The 21,014-nt window shown below is 43.7% G+C and carries 17 protein-coding genes and 1 pseudogene; 10 read left to right on the top strand and 8 right to left on the bottom strand.

Going from position 1 to position 21,014, the window contains the following annotated elements; genetic code table 11:
- The first annotated feature begins 322 nt into the window (after nucleotides 1–322).
- Nucleotides 323–2,395, top strand: coding sequence for a sensor domain-containing diguanylate cyclase (locus C1S74_RS24985; RefSeq protein WP_045398650.1), 2,073 nt, complete (start codon nucleotides 323–325; stop codon nucleotides 2,393–2,395).
- Between the two features lie 64 nt (nucleotides 2,396–2,459).
- On the opposite strand, the gene C1S74_RS24980 is transcribed toward C1S74_RS24985, so the two are convergent.
- Genes C1S74_RS24980 through C1S74_RS24955 form a run of 6 tightly spaced genes read right to left on the bottom strand, consistent with a single transcriptional unit; the run spans nucleotide 2,460 to nucleotide 9,425 of the window.
- Nucleotides 2,460–4,109, bottom strand: coding sequence for a BatD family protein (locus tag C1S74_RS24980; protein WP_045398649.1), 1,650 nt, complete (start codon nucleotides 4,107–4,109; stop codon nucleotides 2,460–2,462).
- Nucleotides 4,110–4,113: 4 nt separating this feature from the next.
- Nucleotides 4,114–6,021, bottom strand: a complete 1,908-nt coding sequence (locus C1S74_RS24975) for a vWA domain-containing protein (protein ID WP_103415390.1) — start codon at nucleotides 6,019–6,021, stop codon at nucleotides 4,114–4,116.
- Nucleotides 6,014–7,018, bottom strand: a complete 1,005-nt coding sequence (locus C1S74_RS24970; protein WP_042605882.1) for a vWA domain-containing protein — start codon at nucleotides 7,016–7,018, stop codon at nucleotides 6,014–6,016. Before C1S74_RS24970 ends, C1S74_RS24975 begins: the two co-directional genes overlap by 8 nt.
- Complete coding sequence (locus C1S74_RS24965; protein WP_038881008.1) at nucleotides 7,011–7,487, bottom strand: DUF4381 domain-containing protein; 477 nt, start codon at nucleotides 7,485–7,487, stop codon at nucleotides 7,011–7,013. The genes C1S74_RS24970 and C1S74_RS24965 overlap by 8 nt, the downstream gene beginning before the upstream one ends.
- Before the next feature lie 40 nt (nucleotides 7,488–7,527).
- Nucleotides 7,528–8,454, bottom strand: a complete 927-nt coding sequence (locus tag C1S74_RS24960; RefSeq protein WP_039975745.1) for a DUF58 domain-containing protein — start codon at nucleotides 8,452–8,454, stop codon at nucleotides 7,528–7,530.
- A 14-nt stretch (nucleotides 8,455–8,468) separates the two neighbouring features.
- The gene (locus C1S74_RS24955; RefSeq protein ID WP_045398646.1) at nucleotides 8,469–9,425 is read right to left on the bottom strand and encodes an AAA family ATPase; all 957 of its coding nucleotides are present in this window, start codon (nucleotides 9,423–9,425) and stop codon (nucleotides 8,469–8,471) included.
- A 316-nt stretch (nucleotides 9,426–9,741) separates the two neighbouring features.
- Here C1S74_RS24955 and C1S74_RS24950 point away from each other — a divergent pair, with 316 nt between their 5' ends.
- The 8 genes and pseudogenes from C1S74_RS24950 (at nucleotide 9,742) to C1S74_RS24915 (ending at nucleotide 18,230) form a co-directional block, all read left to right on the top strand.
- Nucleotides 9,742–11,658: a methyl-accepting chemotaxis protein gene (locus tag C1S74_RS24950; protein ID WP_045398645.1), complete on the top strand. Its 1,917-nt coding sequence runs from the start codon at nucleotides 9,742–9,744 to the stop codon at nucleotides 11,656–11,658.
- A gap of 58 nt (nucleotides 11,659–11,716) precedes the next feature.
- Nucleotides 11,717–11,917: a restriction endonuclease subunit S domain-containing protein gene (locus C1S74_RS24945; RefSeq protein ID WP_045398644.1), complete on the top strand. Its 201-nt coding sequence runs from the start codon at nucleotides 11,717–11,719 to the stop codon at nucleotides 11,915–11,917.
- A gap of 178 nt (nucleotides 11,918–12,095) precedes the next feature.
- Nucleotides 12,096–12,763 (top strand): annotated as a pseudogene (locus C1S74_RS24940) (LuxR C-terminal-related transcriptional regulator).
- Between the two features lie 230 nt (nucleotides 12,764–12,993).
- Nucleotides 12,994–13,650 carry a LuxR C-terminal-related transcriptional regulator gene (locus tag C1S74_RS24935; protein WP_045398640.1) on the top strand — a complete coding sequence of 219 codons (657 nt, stop codon included), beginning with the start codon at nucleotides 12,994–12,996 and terminating at the stop codon, nucleotides 13,648–13,650.
- 201 nt (nucleotides 13,651–13,851) lie between these two features.
- Nucleotides 13,852–14,436 carry a calcium-binding protein gene (locus C1S74_RS24930; protein ID WP_045398639.1) on the top strand — a complete coding sequence of 195 codons (585 nt, stop codon included), beginning with the start codon at nucleotides 13,852–13,854 and terminating at the stop codon, nucleotides 14,434–14,436.
- 64 nt (nucleotides 14,437–14,500) lie between these two features.
- Nucleotides 14,501–16,219 (top strand): type I secretion system permease/ATPase, encoded by a 1,719-nt coding sequence (locus C1S74_RS24925; RefSeq protein WP_045398937.1) that lies wholly within the window; start codon nucleotides 14,501–14,503, stop codon nucleotides 16,217–16,219.
- The gene (locus C1S74_RS24920) at nucleotides 16,194–17,534 is read left to right on the top strand and encodes an HlyD family type I secretion periplasmic adaptor subunit (RefSeq protein ID WP_045398638.1); all 1,341 of its coding nucleotides are present in this window, start codon (nucleotides 16,194–16,196) and stop codon (nucleotides 17,532–17,534) included. Before C1S74_RS24925 ends, C1S74_RS24920 begins: the two co-directional genes overlap by 26 nt.
- 135 nt (nucleotides 17,535–17,669) lie before the next feature.
- Nucleotides 17,670–18,230, top strand: coding sequence for a sugar O-acetyltransferase (locus C1S74_RS24915; RefSeq protein WP_045398636.1), 561 nt, complete (start codon nucleotides 17,670–17,672; stop codon nucleotides 18,228–18,230).
- An 88-nt stretch (nucleotides 18,231–18,318) separates the two neighbouring features.
- Here C1S74_RS24915 and C1S74_RS24910 read toward each other — a convergent pair whose 3' ends face one another.
- Together C1S74_RS24910 and C1S74_RS24905 are read right to left on the bottom strand one after the other, a co-directional pair.
- Complete coding sequence (locus C1S74_RS24910) at nucleotides 18,319–18,948, bottom strand: response regulator (RefSeq protein WP_045398635.1); 630 nt, start codon at nucleotides 18,946–18,948, stop codon at nucleotides 18,319–18,321.
- The gene (locus C1S74_RS24905; RefSeq protein WP_045398633.1) at nucleotides 18,945–20,339 is read right to left on the bottom strand and encodes a sensor histidine kinase; all 1,395 of its coding nucleotides are present in this window, start codon (nucleotides 20,337–20,339) and stop codon (nucleotides 18,945–18,947) included. The genes C1S74_RS24910 and C1S74_RS24905 overlap by 4 nt, the downstream gene beginning before the upstream one ends.
- Nucleotides 20,340–20,481: 142 nt before the next feature.
- Between C1S74_RS24905 and C1S74_RS24900 the strand changes: the two genes are divergently transcribed.
- A complete protein-coding gene (locus C1S74_RS24900) occupies nucleotides 20,482–20,637 on the top strand; it encodes a hypothetical protein (RefSeq protein WP_231565424.1) in 156 nt (51 codons plus the stop codon).
- Nucleotides 20,638–21,014: the final 377 nt, after the last annotated feature.

Raw genomic sequence — 21,014 nt, 5'->3', positions numbered from 1 at the left:
CCCCTCTTTGTGAGGGGCCTTTTTCGTTTAGGGTATGCGGAATTTTCTCAATACCAATAATGTTCATGTTGATTCACTTTTGCGCCTAATTTTGCAGTATGTAATTCGGATGAAACACCTGTCTAAAAATGTTGAAAGGTTCTCGATTGTGAAATTAAGTACAAAATTTTTGCGAAAGACTTAACAGCTCAACTTGGATTCCATTGATTGCATATCATGGCCTAAGTAGTTTTTTATCGAGAATAAAAAAGTAGATTAGGTTGGCCAGGTGAGTTTAAAAAGTTTTACAAGAACGGTCTCTTCTACCAGAGACCATAGATTATTGGCGGAAGCCATATTCGAGCATCTAGAACAACGCTTTTCCCCCAGTGCGATAGCGATCTTTGACGATCCGCTCACCAATCCATCAGGGGCGGTGAGGTTTTCTCGTGGTGATTTGACTCCAATCCGTCAGTACCCTGAAGCCTTCTGGGATTGGGCGAGCCAATTTGATACTTCAGAAAGTATTATTCCGTTGGCCATCAATACCTGTAATTGGAACCACACCCAAGATCTTGGCGGCGAAAGTTACATCATGATGCTCGATAACACGCCGATCAAACGTACCTACCTACTGATTCAAAACGTCCAAGCTCGCTCCGCCCACAATATCTACGAAGAAAGCTACGATGCAATGCAACTTGCCGCGGCTCGCTGGCAGTGTATTCGCGCAGAAAAAAGCGCATCGCAAGAAATGAAGCATCGTGATGTCCGAGAGGCCCAATACGTCGATGAACTTAGCCAGCGAGAACGCTTCATTGAAAACATGAAGCTCGTACAGCAAGTGGCGTTGGACATCTCTAATCCTGACTCTCTTAAAGATCTCTATTTAAAAGCGGTTGAAGCCTTGCGTGAACGTTTAGGTTTTGACCGTTCTACTTTAATGCTGTTGGACATGAAAAAGCGTAGTTTCAGTGGGACCTATGGCACTAATGAGGATGGCATCACGATTGATGAGTTTCACACTCAATATGATCTTCACCAGTTGAGTGAAGAGTACATCGCAGCACTGTCGAGTACAGAGCGTAATCTCGTCATTGTCGAAGATGCGCCGATTTATACCGCCGGTAAAGTCGTAGGGCAGGGCTGGAATGCGATGTTAATCCTACGAGATGGTAATGAGCCTTTTGGTTGGTTCGCACTGGATAACTTTATTCATCGTAAGCCCGTGACGGCTTATCAAAAGCAGATGCTGGAATCTTTTGGCTCACTTTTCTCGCAAATCTATATCCGTAAGCGTCAAGAACAAAATGTGCGCATGTTGCACTCAAGTATGGTGGAGCTTTCTCGATGTACTACGGTCAGTGATGTGTGCAAATCCGCAGTGACCTTTGCCATTAAAAACTTGGGCATCGACCGTATGGCGGTGTTCTTGACCGATGAAAATTGCTCTTATATGCAAGGTACGTGGGGGACCGACATCCAAGGCAATGTGGTGGATGAATCTTATTTTTTTGGGGAGACACAGGACTTCTCTTTGATTAATTTAGCCCGATCTATGCTGAATGAGGTTGCGTTTGAAGAGTCGGTTCCCATCTATCACGATTGCAATATTGTTGGTTTCGGCTGGGCGGCCATGACAGTGCTGACTTCCAATAGCAGTGGGCCTATTGCTTTTATCGCCGTTGATAATCTATTAACTCGTGCGCCGCTTACCTCCCAGCTTCGTGAAGTGATTCGGATGTTTGCATCAAGCCTTGCTGAAGTGCTGCAACGTACACAAGCACAAGAGGCGATTCGCGAACTTAATGAAAACCTAGAGCTAGAAGTACAAAATCGGACTAAAGAGCTGGAAGAAGCCAATCGACAATTGGAAGTATTGTCTAAACTCGATCCTTTGACTCGCCTTGGTAATCGACGAATGTTAGAGCACGTCATGCAGAAGTACTGCTCGGTAGAGCATGATGAAGTCATGTCATTTGGATTGATCTTAATTGATATTGACCACTTCGGCTTGTTCAACAACCACTATGGACATCTAGAAGGTGATATCGCGTTAATGCGAATTGGTAACATCCTTGAACACCATACTAAAGATGAAGATGAAGATGAAGTATTTTGCCGGATTGGCGGTGAAGAATTTGTGCTGTTGATGATAGGGCCAAGTCAAGACGAAGTCCGATTAAGAGCAGAATGCATCCGTCGTTGTATTGAGGAGGAGGGGATTAAGCATTGTCATAATCCAGAAGGTGAGTTACTTACTGTTTCTATTGGTTATTCTTGTTACTTGACACAAGGTAAAGACTTTAACTTCGATCATTTGTATCAACTCTCCGATAAGGCTTTATACCGAGCTAAAAACAGTGGTCGCAACTGTGTTCGGGCGGTTGAAATAGAGAAGCAGAGTGTTGCTTAGCACTAAAAACAAAAATGGCAGCTTGAAGATAAGCTGCCATTTTTATCTAACACTTAATTGTTCGTTAAAGCTTCTCAAGCTGGTGGCTGGTTTTGGTTGTTTTGTCTTTGCTGAGTTGTTTGAGTATTGCCAGCAAAGTATCACTTTTCCATGGTTGCTGAGTGGAGCTAAATCGAGATTGATTCATCACATTCAATTCAGTTCTTACTGCTTGCACCGCCTCTGATTCGATATCAGCGTAGTGAGTGTTTAAGTAGTCGTTAACTGCTTTTTCAATCTTGATACTGTCACCTTGCTTTATGACATCCTCTATATCTCGAATGGAGGCGTTATGAGTACTCATCATCACTTCTGTTGATTGTGGCGCTTTGCGTTTTCTCCATAAGCCAATGGCAATAGCGGAAGAAACCAACCAAAGTACCGCAAAGACGAATGTTAATGTTTGCCAAATCGTATCAACGCCACCTTGTGGAACGGTTGGAGATGCCGTTTGTGTTGGTTGTGTTGGCAGTACACTTTCTGGCAGGGTTATCAGTCCAGTATCACTTTTCTCGACTTTAAGATTTAACTCAGCGATTTCTGATTCTCTTGCTTGATCACGATTGCTATCCCACCAATTTAGCTTGTAACCGGGTAAGGTAAGGTCACCAGCTTCCGTTGGGATCAGCACTTGCTTCATTGTCATGGTGACGGTGCCATCTCGCGCTGTTTCGAACTGAGGTTGCTCTGGGTAAACACGCAGTGTACTTGGGTAAATTATGCCAATACGTGGCAAGTATTCTGCTTGTGTGCCTCGCGCTCTCACACGAATCGTACGGGTAATAGATGAACCTTGTTTAACGCTATTCACCGCGTTTGCAGACAGAGGATTACCTTGCTCATCTTCCCAGCTTTGAGTCATTTCTAATGCTGAAGCTGGTAGCCAGTTGCCTTCAAAGTCTTTCGGGATCGGTTTGACTGTGATAGGCATTTGCTGAACGTTGGTTTTGATCGGCATGATCTTTGTCGAACCCGTTAAACTGTCACCATAAATGTAAGAGCCAGTTAATTGAGGGCCGTTTAACGAAAAGCTTCCTGGTTTTTCTGCGGTAATACGGAATGCTTGTTCAACGACAGTAACTTCTAAGCCATCAATGATTCGCTGACCTTGTTTCATGTCACTAGCAGGTTCAATCTTCATTCCATCAATGCTAGGCGGAACGATTTGTGGGTTATCCAAACGACGTGGATCTACTTTGATGGCCAACTGCATACGTAACGTTGCTGACTGTTGTGGGTACAAAGTGTGGTTATCCACGCTCATGTCAAAACTGAATAAATCATCCAGGTTTGGCTCTGCTTGGCTTTCTGTGACGCGCAGCTTAATTGGCTCAGTCTTCATCCCTTCAGCTGTGAAGCTTGGTATGGTCACAACGCCTTGTTTCATCGGCGCGATCGAAATGCTCCATTCCGTTCGGACTGTTTTATGGCCGTTAATGTTATTGCTTGAACGGCCGTAACGAGGCTGCCCCAAGAAAAAATCTTTCTTTAGCGTATCAAAATCTATGGCATCAGAACTTAACTCAGTGTCTGCCATAATGCGGAGATTGATGACTTCATTCTTTGCGACTTGGGTTTTATTCACACTGGCTTGAAGGCTTTGGGCAAAAACCGAAAAGCATGTTAATAGGCTGGCCACCAGAACAAAGACCAGTTTTGCGCCTTTTTTCATCATGGAGTTACCATTCCTTATTTGTTTGTTGTGGAGGTCGTTTTTGTTGAGCTTGCAACTGCATTTGTGCTCGAATCAAAAAGCTTGGGTCACGCGCACTTTCTACCGCTTCTAAACGGCGGAACTCAGGATCGTCCTGATGCGTTTTTTCTGCCTGAGCTTGAGCTTGCATTGGTTCCCCTTGTTGCTCGCCTTGTGTCTTTTCTTTTTGCTTTACTTTTTGTTGTTCAGCTTTCTCTTTTTCTTTTTTATTTTCATTGTCTTGCTTGTTTTGTGACTGTTGTCCTTGCTCTTGTTTAGCATCATTCTGAGACTTTTGTTGCTGCTGTTGCTGCTGTTGCTGCTGTTGCTGCTGTTGCTGCTGTTGCTGCTGTTGCTGCTGTTGCTGCTGTTGCTGCTGTTGCTGCTGTTGCTGCTGTTGCTGCTGTTGCTGCTGTTGCTGCTGTTGCTGCTGTTGCTGCTGTTGCTGCTGTTGCTGCTGTTGCTGCTGTTGCTGCTGTTGCTGTTGCTGCTGTTGCTGCTGTTGCTGCTGTTGCTGCTGTTGCTGCTGTTGCTGCTGTTGCTGCTGTTGCTGCTGTTGCTTCAGTTTCTCCTCTACAACCGACAGGTTCTTTTTCGCCGCCTCAAAATCGGGCTTCTCCTCTACCAATTGTTTGTAGAGGTTTGCTGCATCATCAAGTTGACCGTTTTGAGCAAGTGCATTGGCGAGGTTATAACGTCCATCTAAAGTCGAGTTGTTTGAGAAAGCCTCAATGGCACTTTCATAATCACCGGCTTGATAGCTGGCAGCACCTTTCCAGTTTGGGTCGGTAAAGGTGTTTTGTGCCTTTTCGTACTCACCTTGTTGATAAAGCTGCTCGCCTTGCTGGTTTTGATTTAGGAACGCGCTCGCTTCTGCTTTTGGTGTCCAAGCCATTGGTAGTACGGTCGCAACCAGCACCCAAACCATACCTCTACGAAAAAGAAGGACAGCAGGAATCAACAGCAGTGGAAGCAACCAGAAACCGCTATTTAAGCGCGAATCTGTTTTTACATCCTCGCTTTGTTTCGCGGCAAGGTTGTTACCAGCATTATTGGTAAACGCGGCAATGTTCTCTACATCACGGTTATTATGTTGAATCGGAACGAATAATCCGCCAGTTTGCTTCGCCAGCGTCTGTAAATTTTTCAGATTCGTTTTCGCCACAACCGTATTGCCTTGTCGGTTCTTCATCAAAGAACCATCCGGAAGAGCAATTGGTGCACCATTTGATGTTCCGATAGCAAGCACTGACACTCTGATATCTTTACCATTTAACAACGCTAGTGAACGTGATAGTTCGGAGTCATCCAAATCATCTGCCAACACAACGATGTCACCTTGATTGACACCGGCTTGTGTAAATTGACCAAGAGCGGTTTCTATCGCGGATGGTAAATTCGAACCTTGGTAAGGCATCAGTTCTGGCGATAGATTCTCAATAATGCCAGCAAGTGTACTCGAATCGGTTGTGAGTGGGCTTAAGGTATAGGCGTCACCTGCGTAAGCGACTAAACCTGTCGAACCTTCTCTCCACTTCGGCAATAAATCTAACGCTTTATAGCGTGTTTGCGATAGTCGATTTGGCTTCACGTCCGTTGCGTACATAGAGCGTGACATATCCAAGACTAATACTCGGTTCTGGCTCAGTTCGAAACTTGGGCGAGTATTCGATTGCCAGCTCGGCCCTGCCAAAGCGATGCAGGCGGTCGCCCAAGCGAGTCCCCAGATAGCAAAGTAATGTTTGGTCTTGATGGAATGACCGAGCATTTTTGCCAAGTGCGGCGCTATCAAGGACGACTTCTTGGTTTTGTACTGGCTATTTAGGGCTAAGACGATAGGAATGACGAGCAAACCCAACAGCCAATATGGATATAAGAATATAAACTCAGCCATGTTTTCTCCTTAGAACAAACAGAAACACGGAAAGAACGAGTGCTGCGCTCAGTGGGTAAGGGAACCATTCAGATTGAGGTCGCCAAGTCTGAGTGTCGCTAGAGACGGGTTCTAACTGGTTAATTGTGTCGTAGATTTTTTCAAGTTCTTGCGCATCACGAGCACGGAAATACTGGCCACCTGTCATTTCGGCAATCTTAGTAAGTGTCTGCTCATCGAGGTCAGAAGCGGTGTTCACTTTACGAGACATGAAGAAGTCTTTCACCATCATCTCGCCCGCGCCGACCCCAACAGTGTAAATAGTGGCATTGTATTTTTTCGCAATGTCTGCAGCTTCAAGTGGATCTAATACGCCTGCTGTATTGCTGCCATCACTAAGTAAAATCATCACACGTTGTGGTGCGTCGCTATCAACAAAGGTTTTGGTACCTAAGCCGATTCCGTCACCAATCGCTGTGCGTTGTCCAACCAAGCCAATCACAGTTTGATTGATTTGTTGCATCACGGTTTTACGGTCCGCCGTTAGCGGTGTTTGTAGGTAAGCATGATCGCCAAACAGAACGACGCCCAAACGGTCCCCGTCGCGCTTTTGAACAAATTCAGACAGGACTTTCTTCACTGCTGTGAGACGGTCAATGTACTCGCCATTGTCGTTCATGTCTTCTTTTTGCATTGAGCCTGACAAGTCAACGACTAGCATCATGTCACGGTACTTCGGTTGGAACTCAACCGGGTCGCCATACCAAACCGGACGAGCACAAGCGATAACCAATAAAGCCCAGATAGCAATAGACAGTGCCTTCTGGGCTAACTGTTTTGGCTTGGTGCTGTGTTTGTTGTCAGGCAGGTAGGCCAGTTTGATTTCAGCTTGCTGAGTCTCTTCAGGGAAGAACTTATAAATCAGCCAAGGTAGGGGCAGCAAAAGAAGAGCCCACCACCAGACCAACTCAATGTTAAACCATTGAGAGAGGCTCGATACGAGATTTGCCTCAGTCACGAGTTTTTGCCTTTTTCTTCGGAGGCAAAGCGCTGTCAATCCAGAAAGCACAATCATCAATCAAATCTTGATGCTGTTCTTGACCAGATTTTTGGTAAAGCGCGGCTTGCCACTGTTGTTGTTTGTCTACGAATCGAGTTTCTTTGGTGTAGCTATCAAGAAACTCATACCAAGCAGAGCCTGTTAATGGTGCGATCTCTTCCCGAGGGAAGTAACTCAAAGCCGCTTGGCGGAGAACCTCTAATGCAGAAGACGGAGTATGTGGTGTGAGCGGGTTGGTCAACAATTTCAAAGCGGTCTTTTTAGCGACAAGACGTTTTGAACGCCATCTTAAGTACAACACGACAATTACGATGGAAAGAATTATCCCGCCCAGAACAGCCCACCATCCCCAAGCAAGTGGGAACCAATCTGGTGCATTCGGTAGGATTAAAGGTTCAAGGTTTAGGCTTTGGTTATTCGTTGTCATTATTACTACTGCTTGAATGTTTTATATGTTGTTACTGTGGTTAGCTTAATTGCTGAATCAGGGGAAACCCACTGGACAGACTATTAAATGGAATCGCCATCGAGTGGCATTGTTGTTTGATGGCTTGCTGATGCTTATCGAAGTATGATTCCAATGCCTTTCGTTGTCCTTTTGAACCAAAGTTGAACCATTGGCTTCGATGACCGTCAGACGCTTTCGCTTGACCTCGAAATTTGGTTTCACCTCGCTCCAAAGGGTCATAGAACTGGACTGCGCGAACGCTGTTGTGTTGCTTTAGTCGACGCAGTTGAAGCAGCTCTTTCTCTCCCACTTGAGCAAAGTCGCTCAATAGAATGAGCTCACTGCCTTTCGGCGTAAGGTTGTGTAGCGTTTCAATGGCGCTCATGTATGGCAGCGTACGTGTGCTGTCAGCGTGTTGATTCGTAAGCAATTGATTGTGAGTATTCACTATCGCGTCAAGAATTCTTAGCCCTTGCTTTTGAAGAGAAGAAGGGCGGAACTCAATACATTGGGAACCATCATCTATCACCGCGCCGATGCGGTCTTTCTTGGCTAACGTCAGCCAAATCAAGACGCTAGCGAAGTGCGCCAGTTGAACCGACTTCAATACATATTGCGAACCAAAGTGCATGCTTGGGCTCAAGTCGATGTATAAGATCACCGCTTGCTCTTTGTCTTCAGCAAACAACTTGGTGTGCGCTTTTCCCGTTCGAGCCGTGACTCGCCAATCGATACTGCGAATATCATCGCCCGCTTGATATTGACGCACTTCCATAAAGTCCATACCGCGCCCTTTTTGACGGCTGGTATGATTACCACTCATTTGCGACCAAATACTCTGTGCTGGTGGTAGCCAACGAACGGATTGCGTCCGGTATTGAAGCAGCTCTTCAAGGGTTAATGTCACCCCATTCGCATGAGGTGGCAATGCATATGATGCAGACATGTCACCTACCTACGTTATGCGCTACCTACAAGATTAAGAAGCTTGTCGATAACCTGATTTGCTGTAATGCCTTCTGCCTGAGCGTGGTAGCTAAGCAGTAGACGGTGACGTAGCACAGGGTAAGCCATGGCTTGAACGTCTTCTGGTGAAACGAAGTCACGACCGGCTAGCCAAGCATGAGCTCGAGCACAACGATCCAGCGCGATGGTTGCACGTGGACTTACCCCCATTGATAGCCATTTCGCAAGCTCTGAGTCGTAATCGCTTGGCTGTCGAGTCGCCATCACAAGACGGACAATGTATTGCTCAATCGCATCTGCCATGTGAATGTTGAGCACTTCTTTGCGCGCAGTGAAGATGTCCTCCTGGCTTAAGCTCGGGCGTTCCACCGCTGCTTCGCCTTTCGCTTCACCACGGTTGATGCGTAAGATGGCGAGCTCATGCTCTGCATCTGGGTAATCCACATCAAGGTGCAACAAGAAACGGTCGAGCTGCGCTTCTGGCAGCGGATAAGTTCCTTCTTGTTCTATCGGGTTTTGTGTCGCCATTACCAAGAAAAGTTCGGGTAGCGCATACGTGTTGCGGCCAGCCGTTACTTGCTTTTCTGCCATGGCTTCTAGCATTGCTGCTTGAACTTTGGCCGGCGCACGGTTGATTTCATCGGCAAGGATCAAAGAATTGAAAATCGGACCAGACTGAAAGGTAAATTCGCCTGTTTCAGGACGGAATATATCTGTACCCGTTAAGTCGGCAGGCAGTAGGTCGGGCGTAAATTGAATGCGGTGGAAATCGCCTTCGACACAATCAGACAGGGATTTTACAGCTCGTGTTTTTGCAAGACCTGGAGGACCTTCAACCAAGATGTGCCCATCGGCAAGTAGAGCAATGAGTAGTTGTTTTACCAGATCATGCTGACCAATGATCTGGGACTCTAAATAGCTTTGAAGCGTTTCGAAGTTCGTTTTGTGCATTTTGTGGACTCTCTGGGTATCCATTTGATTCTTATTTTGTGTATTGGTCACTCATTCGTAGGGAAAAGTTCCAGTACGCCCGTGTAATTTATCTTTCCAATATTGGGGCGAGTAAAGTGATTGCAAGCCATTGAAAAACGTGAATTACCCTACTCGACAGTCTGTTACATAACATTTGCATAAGTTTGTGAGAATTTTCTCTAGTTTTGTAGGGAAAGGCCGATATAGATTCCAAGCCGTGCATAGCAAATACTTATGCACCAAGTTTAACCTGTTCAGAATGCAGATAACGAGTGATTCTTTTAAAGGTCCAAATATGTTGAAACTTACTTCTCTGAGTATCAAACAAAAGGTGGTACTCGGTATTACTTTTGCTGTTTTAGCCTCGACTATTATTGTCGGTGTCATGGCGCAGCGCCACGCCCGAGAGGTGCTTAGTCACCGTTTGGTCGATATTGAGCTCCCTGCAATGCTGCAGCAAATCAATACCGAAATTGACCGTGAAGTTGTCCAAATGCAGCAAGCGGCAAAGCAGTTAGCAACCAACGAATTTGTGGTTGAAGCCTTATCTACGACCGACCGTAATCCAGTTGTTGAAGCGCAACTTGTCCAGCAGCTTAACAATGTGAAGTCTCAATATGAGCTAAACGATGCGTCTGTGGCAAACCGCCAAACCGCATACTACTGGAACCAGAACGGCTTTCTACGCCAACTCAATCGCTCACAGGATGGGTGGTTTTTTAGGTTCACCTCTTCGGGCCAAGACACGTCAGTGAGCGTATTCCAAGAGTCCAATGGTGACGTGAAAATGTTTGCTAATTATCAAGATGTGAATGGCATCTCGATGTCTGGTTTGTCAAAATCGATGGATGATATGGTGTCGCTCCTGAATGGCTTCAAGATTGAGAAATCAGGCTATGTTTTCCTAACGAATAGTAAAGGTGACATCCAGATACACCGCCAGCAAGGCAAAAACAAAACGTCTATTAGCCAATTGTTTGGTGGAGAAGCTTCTCAGCTGCTTAACAAAGGTCATTTCAATCTCGTTACTACCGAATTTGAAGGCCAAGATATGTTTGTATCTAGCCTGTATGTGCCATCAATGGATTGGTTTGTGGTTGGTGTCGTGCCAGTGAATGAGGTATTTGCTGACCTTGATGCAACAGCAGAGAAAATGTTGTTTACGACAGCAATCGTGGCGCTGATCTTCATCGCAATGGGTGTTTTGCTAGCAAACAGCATTACTAACCCAATTCGCCAAATTGCAGACCGATTCACTGACCTTGGTGAAGGGGAAGGTGATTTGGCTCAGCGTATCGAAATCAAAGGTAACGACGAGATTGCTCAGCTATCAAAAGGCTTTAATGGCTTTATTGAAAAGATTCACGCGACTATGAAAGAAGTGTCGTTAACCAGCGGCGCATTAAGCCAAGCTGCGGACAGTGTATCCAACAAAGCCACATCAACGCACGATAATAGCCAAGAGCAACGTGACCAAACAATTCAAGTGGTAACGGCGATTAACCAGATGGGGGCGACCATCAGTGAGATTGCCTCTAACGCTGCAACCGCTGCGGATACAGCAAACCAAGCATCTGATAACACACAGACAGGTCGCCAAGTGGTTACTCAAGCGAAAGAAGTGATCAGTCGCCTTGCCGATGACGTTGAAACGACCAGCATGGTAGTGACGCAACTGGCAACCACTACCAAGGACATTGGATCAATTTTGGATGTCATTCGTGATATCTCCGAGCAAACCAACTTACTTGCTTTGAATGCGGCGATTGAAGCAGCACGAGCGGGTGAGCAGGGGCGTGGTTTTGCCGTCGTTGCGGATGAAGTTCGAAATCTGGCTTCACGTACCGCTGTCTCTACGGAAGAGATTCAGAAGATGATCAATCAGCTTCAAAGTGACGCTCAAGATGCCGTGACAGCGATGGAAGCAGGTAAGACCGTAACGTTCGAAGGCGTCGCCTCGACTGATGAAGCCGTTGAAGTGCTGATGAACATTTCTGAGCGCATTGCAGATATCTCTGACCGAAACACACAAGTTGCGACAGCAACCGAAGAGCAGTCAACGGTTGTACATACCATCAATCAGAACATTGAAGAAATTAATGCGATTAATGAAATGACGACCGCTACAGCGGAAGAGCTAGCGAGTGCAAGCCAAGACCTACAGGAACTATCCTCTCGCTTGGATAAGATGGTTGGTAGCTTCAAACTGTAGAGTTGGATAGAATAGGCCTAATTTACAAGTTTAACGACTATATATTTAGGTAAGTACTATGAATGACTTCGAAAAAGAACTAGAACAGATTTCTCAAGAAGCTGCTCAGGAGCCGGAAGTAAAGCTACCTTCTCTAGAAGAGCAAAAGCAAATCGCAGCCGAACTAAAGAAGCTAGAAGCTGAAGGAAAGCTGACACCAGAGATTCTTGAACAATACTTTGGTAAGTTCAATCAGAAAAATTCAACACCAGTGCACTAATAAAGGGGGAGTTTTCGAACTCCCTTTTTCATACTTACTCGTTAACTCACCTTCTTTAACTAGCTTTCAATCAATAAGTTAGTCTTTGTTACTACTTTTTTTCATACTTGACAATACTGCCGCTCTATCTAAATCTATTGCTTATTTCAATCAAAATAACTAAAGGGCTGCAAGAGAGATGGAGTGTAAAAGTACAAGGAACGTCATATTAATTACTGAGGACAGTTTGCAGTCATCTTTGCTCAAGGATGTTCTGGAAACCAAGCTCAGTATCAACGTTGTTTTGATGCCCCCGAGAAGCTCAGTACCCCCTTAAATCACCACGGCTCTATTTCTGCCACCTTAATCGACTACAGTGTAATTTCCGATGAAGTCTTCGCTCGCTATGTAGAATTCAAGAAAGCGGAGCTAAAAGATACGATTGAAGTGCTTATCAATTGCGATAGAACCATTTCAACAGAAGAGCTGTTTGTTTGGCAGAATCTTGCAGGAATCTTTTATACATCCGATGATATTAACAATCTTCAGCTTGGAATTGGTAAGGTGTTACAGGGTGATATGTGGTTTAGCCGCAAGTTTTCACAGCAGTATATTACGCACTTACGCCGACACAGCAGACCAATAAATAAGAGTGTGTCCGCAATTTTGACGAAAAGAGAGCAGCAAATTATTACCTTCCTTTCAATGGGGGCTTCGAATCAACAGATTGCTGAACAATTATTTGTAAGTGAAAATACTGTCAAAACCCATTTGCACAATATTTTTAAGAAGATTGATGTGAAAAATAGAGTTCAAGCATTAATTTGGGCTAAAGAAAATATATCTGGTTTATCAATAGCGGTATAAATTCAGTAAGGTTAGTGTTTATTTCTTCTAAATTGCGATGTAGATCTATCATTAGTTTTTTATATGTAAAAAGTGTTTCTTTTATGAGAAACACTTTTTTTGTTTATGATTTTAACCAAATTGCAATTTAAAAAAGTATCAAATAACTCTACTCTATCGTCTAGCACTTAGATATGAGTTTAGGTGCTCAGCAATAACTATTAAATTCAGAATGTTAAGTTAGTGAAAGTATGAGAAACATTATGGAACAGTATAAGGAAAGGCCTGAGATCCTAATGATCACTCAACAAAGTTTACAGAGTGAAAACTTTAAGGAGATGCTTTCTAAAAATACAGAAACCAAAATAACCATCATAGATAGTAAAAATCTAAGCTATCACGAATTGATTCCTGAACAGTATTTTCTGTTGGTTGATTTCTCTGTAGAAACACCGTCTGATACTTTAGTTTATCTAAAAGATAATGAAAAAGTGCTAGGAACAATTATGTTAAACCTAGGACATGAGCTTGATACGGAAGAATTAGCATCGTGGCCTCATGTAAAAGGGATATTTGGCCCAAGTGATTCAATGACCAAACTTTGCCAAGGGCTTAAAGCGATTATTGATGGTGATAATTGGTTATCAAGACGATTGCTTGAGCAATTGTTGGCTTATTATAAAGGTAAGGAGGCTAACTACGTTATTGAGCCAGTTATAGAAGTAGAACTCACGCGAAGGGAAATACAAGTTCTTCAGATGTTAAAAGATGGTGGTTCCAACATGGAAATAGCGGATTCACTATTTATTAGTGAACATACGATTAAATCTCATCTTTACAACATTTTCCGAAAAATTGAAGTTAAAAACCGGACGCAAGCCACAAGTTGGGCTAAGAGAAACCTTTAGTACTACTTTTAACTTTTTGTTTTAGATGTTGTTTATGTCTAAAAGTACCACTTTTTGTAGTGTTAAAATTATTGATAGTTTGAAATATCAATCCATATTCAAACTTGTTCCTATGTTTATGTTTATTAGACTTCTCATGTCTGAAGGAAGTTAATCCAGACGTGAAAGTCTATTCAAATATAAAGCCAAGAGGGACATAAAATGAGCACAAATGACACATATATTGGTGATGCGGGTGAAAACAACCAAGTCGCTGATTTTGATGGCGGCAATGATATCTTCATCGGCTTTGGCGGCAATGACTCGTTCGTTGGTGGTGGCGGTGATGATTTCGTTGTAGGTGGTGCTGGTAATGACCGTTTAACTGGTGGTGCTGGTGACGATATTCTAATGGCTGGTACAGGCAATGACTACCTTGGTGGCGGTACTGGTAGTGATTTATTGCTCGGCTTATTAGGTGACAACAAGCTAAATGGTGGTGTCGGCGATGATATCTTAGTTGCCGGTTCTGGTGACAACGTCGTTATTGGTGGTAGCGGTGCAGACAAGTTCGTCTTTACGGATAAGTTTGGTGGTCACGGTGAAGCAAAGGTTGTTGATTTTACCATTGGTGAAGATTCTCTTCATATCGTCAGTGATGCTGTAACGTCATACTCTGATCTTACTTTTACTTACGATGCGAAAGGTAATGCGGTCTTTACAGATGGTGCAGATCTTACCGTTAAATTAATTGGTGTTACACAAGAGGACATCAACTCATACGGTAGCGACTTGTTCATTATCTAGAACTCAGTCTTTTTTAGGCGCTAGCATACCTAGCGCCTACGCTTGCAAATATGTGGAAGTAATCGTGCAAAAAACGGTTTTCAAAGAAGTTAGACAAAAACTATGCACGCTCACAGGCTTGCTGATTGGTTTTAGTCTATTTATAAATTTATTAGTACTATCTATCCCATTGTACATGTTACAAGTGTACAACCGAGTCATATCCTCTTATTCCATTGATACACTGTTTCTCTTGACCGTTATCGTCATTGCGGCTTTATTGACGATGTCTCTGATTGACATTGCTCGAGCTCAAATGAGTAAGACGTTTGGGTATTGGATGGATGCGAAACTTTCGGTATTTATGCTGAAACGAAGCATTCAATATCAAGCCCACTCAGGGAAAAGCTATACGTCACAAGTATTAAGAGATATCCAAAACATCAAAAGTTTTCTAAGTAGCCAAGCCCCTTATCCTTTGCTTGACGCCCCTTGGACTCCAGTCTTTATTCTCTTTGTGTATTTGCTCCATCCTATGTTAGGACATATTGCTTTGGGCGGTTCTGTTGTGCTCTTTAGCTTAGGTGTGGTCAATGAATTGGTGACCAGAAAGACGATGCAAGAGAGTGAAGTTCGGGCTATATCGCATATAAATCATGCCGAGATCGCTACCCAAAATGCGAACTCAATTATGGCGATGGGGATGATGAATGCGTTTCTAGAAAAGTGGTATTCAAACGTTAACGAGTCGAATCGATTGGAACAGCGAGTTACAGGTAAGTCGATTTACTTGGCCAACTTTTCCAAATTCGTTCGCGGTGCGTTACAAATTTGCTTGCTGGGCGGTGGAGCATTACTGGTGATCCAACACGAAATCACCGCGGGTGCCATGATAGCCAGTTCAATATTAATGAGCAGGGCGCTGTCTCCGATGGAGCAAGCCATTGGTACTTGGCGAAGCGCCATGTCAGCAAGAAATGCTTATCAGCGTTTATTTGAAATTGATCGAGTGGTTACGCAAGAAGAGTCTGATATGCCTTTACCAAGGCCAAAAGGGCACTTTGAGTTGACGGGAATGGCTTATCGTCACCCCGGTGCGAGTGAACCCGTTTTATCAGGTATTAGTTTATCTATTCCTCCTGGTGTATCTGTTGGTGTGATTGGCCCTTCAGGTACTGGGAAATCGACTTTTGCTAGGCTTTTAGTGGGTAACATCAAGCCGTTAGCCGGTAAGGTAACGTTAGATGGGATGGAGGTCTCGACTTGGGCCTCAGAAGATCGTGGTGCCCACTTTGGCTATTTAGCGCAAGAGGTTGAACTCTTCCCAGGTACGATTCGAGACAATATTGCACGTTTTAAAGATGAAGATCCTGCAAAAGTTATTCAAGCCGCTCAGCTCGCAGGTTGCCACGAATTGATTCTGAAAAAGAACAAGGGATATGATTTTGTGATTGGCGAGAATGGGCGTGGGCTTTCAGGCGGTGAACGACAACGTATCGCATTAGCTAGGGCTGCATATGGAGAGCCATCCGTTGTGGTATTTGATGAAGCGAATGCAAACTTGGATGGTGAAGGTGAAGCCGCTTACCAACGCTTGATTGCGCATTTGAAATCACAAGGTTCAACCGTCCTTGTTATTGCTCATAACCCGAGCACGTTGAGGCAAATGGATCGGCTACTCTATTTAGCGGAAGGCCGAATTAAGCTTTATGGAGCAAAAGACGAAGTGTTGAAGCGTTTGATGGGAGAAGAAAAAACAGACATACCGAGGGTGCGAAATGAGCAATCAACTGCCAACCGTTAATGAAATGGCTGCGGAAAAAGTCTTTCGCTTCAAACCAGATGCAGAGCTTCATTTAAAAGGGCCAATCTTTCTTGCTATTTTAACACTGACTTTATTTTTGGGCGGATTGGGTTATTGGGCGGCGACAGCGAAATTGGAGAGCGCAGCCATTGCTTATGGTGACCTTTCTGTCTTGAGCAAACGACAAGAAATTCAGCATTTAGAAGGCGGAATTATCGATAAGCTGTATGTACAAGAAGGCGACCTCGTGGAAAAAGGCCAATTGCTAATACAGTTGTCTGAGCGTCAAGCAACGGCCAAACTGGATGCTTTAGGTGGCCAATATATTCATACGTTGGCAAAAGAAAATCGTTTGAACGCAGAACTGGATGAACTTCCTGATATCAATTGGTCTCAAGATCTTGAAACGATACAAAGCACCGATGTCGTGACCGAAGCAAAGTCAGTTCAAAACAAAATCTTTGAAGCCAGAAAGCGATTTTTCGATAGTAAATTAAGCATCATAAATCAAAGCATCTCGGGGGCGAACCTAGAGCTTGAAAACTTAAAGCAGACCAAAGTTATTGAAAGAGAAAGACTCAAGTTTATCGAGGAAGAAATCACAAGTAACCAAGCTTTGGTGCAGAAAGGCTTTTCTGGAAAATCGGCTTTGTTGCAGTTAAAGCGCTTGGCAGCAGAGGTGAGAAGCACACTAAGCCAATTAGATAGACAATCACTGACGGTCAGCAAGCGATTGGATGAGAATCAAGCCAAAATAGAAGAACTTAAGCTAGAGCGACTTAATGAGATTGTTGAGGAGCTAAGAAACACCAAAACTGAGATGGTAACGATTCGAGAAGAGTATCGCTCGGCTAAAGATGTGGTTGCGCGCACAGCAATCGTTGCACCTATTGCCGGCCGAATCGTTAACATGCAGGTGTTCACTGAGAAGGGCGTTATTGGCTCTGGAGAGACACTATTAGAGCTTGTTCCTCAAGACGATAAGTTGTTGGTGGAAGCGAGAGTCAGTCCGCAAGATATCGATTTAATTACTCCAGGACAGCATGCTCAGATCCGTTTGACAGCATTGAATGCTAGAACACTTACACCTTTAGATGGAACCGTCTTGACGATTTCTGCGGATAAGTTGTCTGAACAAAATGAAGACGACTTCTATCTTGCTCGTATTGCGCTTTCTCAAGAGGATGTGACCAAGCATAGGTTAACGTCAGGTATGAATGCTGAAGTGTTGATTCTCTCAGAGCCTAGGACGCCATTGAGTTATCTTGTTAAACCATTAACTGAAAGTATGAATCGTGCATTTCGAGAAGATTAATGGATGGTTTTTGTTTGAATTAACGCCGTTGTGCCAACGTAAATTGCGTAAATAAATAATTCATTAAACGGGTCACATTTTGCGGTGTTGTGATGTGTTTTGATTCGTTTTTATTTTGGTGAGATGGCGTGTTCGATGAAGACAGAAAAACAAAAGATGCTGGCTGGTGAGCCATATGATGCTTGGGATCAGGAGCTTTACCAGGCACGTATTGAGTGCAGAAAAGTGCTACAAAAACTCAACAACAGCATCCCAGATACGGACGAATGGCGAAGCGCAATTGATACACTTATTCCAGACGCTGAAGGTGCATTTTTAGAGCCACCATTCCGATGTGATTATGGCTCTAACATCAAGTTAGGAAGAAACTTTTACGCGAACTTCAACTGTGTTGTTTTAGACGTCGCAGAAGTACATATTGGTGACAATGTGTTGTTTGCACCCAATGTACAAATATACACAGCAGGCCACCCTTTGGATGTGAAAGGTCGTGTCGAAGAAGGTGTTGAGTTTGGTACGCCAATTACGATTGGTGACAACGTATGGTTGGGCGGTGGTGTTATCGTGTGTCCTGGCGTAACGATCGGTGAAAATTCTGTAATTGGTGCGGGAAGTGTGGTGACAAAAGATGTACCACCAAATGTGGTTGCTGCTGGCAATCCGTGTAAAGTCATTCGTTCAATTGAACAAAAATAAGCGAAGTAAAATATACAGCCCCGACAAGTAATACATGTGAAATAAGAAAGCCGACATATTGTCGGCTTTATCGTTTTGAATTGGCGCATTAAAGCATACTGGAGTGGACTTGTTGCCCCTGTTCCGTGAGCGAATAAATTCGACCATCTTCTTTGATCACCAACCCACTAATAACGAGTTGCTTGAGGTGGAAGTTGAACTTGGTATGATCTTCTATGCCCACGACTCGGCATAAGTCCATAAACTTCATCTTTCGGTGTATCTTGAGCTGCTTGATAACCGACCTGCGAATCGGATTTGATAGAGCACTAAAGATTTGGTCATGCTTGCGTTCATCAAGAGGGGATTTCGGTGAGCGCTCCGCATGTACTCTTTTTAGCGTGACAGACAGTGCAGCAAGATTGAATGGCTTAGTTAGAAACTCATCCGCGCCTTTCTTCATGGCATCGACAGCAACATCAACGGTTGCAAATGCTGTCGTGATGATGATTCCTATATTAGGGTGTAAACGTCTTAAGGTCGATAAGGCCTCAATACCTGTCATCCCTGTCATGACGACATCAAACAATGCTAAATCAAAATACTGCTCGGATGCGATATCCAGCGCATCTTCTGCATTGTCACATGCGATGACGTCAAAAGACTCCATGGTTAGTGCCTCTACGAGGACTTCTCGCAATTCTACATCATCTTCTGCAAGTAAGAGTTTTAATGTCATTCAATATTCCTTGGTAAGCGGATTTCTACCGTTAAGCCTGTAATATGATCACTCTTCTTCGAGTTCCTCAAGTGTAGCTCGCCGCCGTGTTGTAAGATAATTTGATTACTGATTGCCAATCCCATGCCAGTGCCTTCTCCACGTGGCTTGGTTGTGTAGAAAGGGGTTGTCGCTTTGGCGATCTTATCTTGTGGCATACCTGTCCCCCAATCTGAGATCGAGAGTATCGCGACTAGCTTATCTTGATAGGTTTCAATAAACAGTTGTTTATGTTCCTGACTGGCATCGATTGCGTTGCCGATAATGTTGGTCACCACTTCTTCTAATTGCCCCTCATCGCCCAATACCTGTAAAGATTCGTCTAGTGACTGACTCACCAGAAAGTCTTCTAAGCGGTACTGATTCAGTGACAGTGCATTCTTCAATACAGTATTGAGACAAACGGCTTTCCGCTTTATGGGCTTATGATGAGCGTAATTTAGGACTTCATGGCTGATCTCTGCGGCTCGTTCAAGACCTTGGCGAATTCGTGTTAGGTGGCGATGGCTGGCCTCGTTGTCTGGTAAGTGTTTTTCCAACAAATCACAACTCATCGTTGCACTTGAGAGCGGAGTTTTGATCTCGTGAGCGACCGCAGATGTTAACTCACCGAGCTCTTTTAATTTTGCGTCTTGTTGTGACTGTTGAATATTACTTTCTAGTTGCTTGTTCTTTTCATCGTCAAAAACTCTGAGAGCAATCCACAATGTACAAAGGATGCAGATCGCACAGATCGTGCGAACCACTAAAACCCACAGCCCCAAATCTGAGGTAAGTACGCCTGCACAGATCCCATATGCAAACAACGAGAGGCCTGTTAACTGGAATGGTAAAGACGCACCGTGTCCTTCTTTCTCGAGGATGTTGGCATAACTCATCATGGCTAAACCTGATATCGCACCAGATCCTAAGCCGAATATCCAACGTACTTGGTTCGCCGTATTGTGTATATAAATCGCGTATTCTTTGTTTCCAAAGCGGTAAACCAAACTGAATATAAACAGGGTTAGAACCGCAAGAGAAGCGTATTTTATGTGTTTTACGTGCTTCCAACTGGTGAGGTCAAGCATCTTCCAAGCAAATACCCCCAAGGCAATAAAAGAGAACCAGAGTTTAAATACCGTAAAGGCTTCAATACCTTTGGTGAGTGCGAATTCGTGCTCATACATGACAAGGTAAAGATCTGACCATTCGTGGAAGCCGTGGATAAAACCGAACAAAGCAAGGGTTGGGAGGGAAGAAGCGATAGCAATGCGACTTTTGCGTAAATCTCTAAACAAGATGGCAAAAAAGATGGCGAAGAAAGCTAGGCCATAGAAGAGGTAAATCTTGAAGATGAGTAACATGTCCATCATTTGAGTCTAAATTGCATTTTTGAGAGTATCAATTAGGGATATTTGCAATCTTATTATGGAAACTTACATATGTATTCGTGGCACATTTCCTGGTTGAGTGAAGTTTCTTCATCATTCTTTGATGTAATTGAGAGCAAGATTGCACAATGGATTAAAAGTAGGGCAAGCCAAAGACATTGTTAATGCGAGTTTGTTTTTAACTCATCCAGAGAATGACTTTATCAATGATCATAACTTGGTTATCGATGGCGGTATGAGTAAGAAAATGATCTACCAAGACAGCTTGCTTGATTAAGCGATACTGCCCATTCTTGTCCACTAGGAATGCTCTTTGATAGAGTGCTCCTAGGTTTTCATGTCAACAATTTTTTCCCTTTTCTTACTTGGCTTGGTCGTATATTGACCGATTATATGAGTTTTTCCAAGGTAAATAGTTATAAAATCATCAGCTGAACCGCTGTTAATAATATTCATATATCAATATTTTGAATGTAAATAGGCTTGTTTCCTCTCTTACATATTGTTTTTTCTAATAGTCGTAATAGGCATTTAAAAAACTGTTAACTAGAAAGATGCCGACTGTATTTAAAACCTCTTCGATAAACTTTCTGCTGATTAATTCGCCTTAATTAATCTTAATTCACTTTAACTCACTGATTTGGGTAGTAGAAG

Source organism: Vibrio hyugaensis (genome assembly GCF_002906655.1).
GTDB classification, from domain to species: domain Bacteria; phylum Pseudomonadota; class Gammaproteobacteria; order Enterobacterales; family Vibrionaceae; genus Vibrio; species Vibrio hyugaensis.
The sequence above is the reverse complement of the archived record's forward strand: the minus strand, read 5'-3'. Positions and strand labels throughout refer to the sequence as shown.

Bases quoted from the DNA above. Each gene is read 5' to 3' on its own strand.
- C1S74_RS24980 (WP_045398649.1), bottom strand. From the start codon at position 4,109: ATGATGAAAAAAGGCGCAAAACTGGTCTTTGTTCTGGTGGCCAGCCTA.
- C1S74_RS24975 (WP_103415390.1), bottom strand. From the start codon at position 6,021: ATGGCTGAGTTTATATTCTTATATCCATATTGGCTGTTGGGTTTGCTC.
- C1S74_RS24965 (WP_038881008.1), bottom strand. From the start codon at position 7,487: ATGACAACGAATAACCAAAGCCTAAACCTTGAACCTTTAATCCTACCG.
- C1S74_RS24960 (WP_039975745.1), bottom strand. From the start codon at position 8,454: ATGTCTGCATCATATGCATTGCCACCTCATGCGAATGGGGTGACATTA.
- C1S74_RS24955 (WP_045398646.1), bottom strand. From the start codon at position 9,425: ATGCACAAAACGAACTTCGAAACGCTTCAAAGCTATTTAGAGTCCCAG.
- C1S74_RS24950 (WP_045398645.1), top strand. From the start codon at position 9,742: ATGTTGAAACTTACTTCTCTGAGTATCAAACAAAAGGTGGTACTCGGT.
- C1S74_RS24945 (WP_045398644.1), top strand. From the start codon at position 11,717: ATGAATGACTTCGAAAAAGAACTAGAACAGATTTCTCAAGAAGCTGCT.
- C1S74_RS24935 (WP_045398640.1), top strand. From the start codon at position 12,994: ATGAGAAACATTATGGAACAGTATAAGGAAAGGCCTGAGATCCTAATG.
- C1S74_RS24930 (WP_045398639.1), top strand. From the start codon at position 13,852: ATGAGCACAAATGACACATATATTGGTGATGCGGGTGAAAACAACCAA.
- C1S74_RS24920 (WP_045398638.1), top strand. From the start codon at position 16,194: ATGAGCAATCAACTGCCAACCGTTAATGAAATGGCTGCGGAAAAAGTC.
- C1S74_RS24915 (WP_045398636.1), top strand. From the start codon at position 17,670: ATGAAGACAGAAAAACAAAAGATGCTGGCTGGTGAGCCATATGATGCT.
- C1S74_RS24910 (WP_045398635.1), bottom strand. From the start codon at position 18,948: ATGACATTAAAACTCTTACTTGCAGAAGATGATGTAGAATTGCGAGAA.
- C1S74_RS24905 (WP_045398633.1), bottom strand. From the start codon at position 20,339: ATGGACATGTTACTCATCTTCAAGATTTACCTCTTCTATGGCCTAGCT.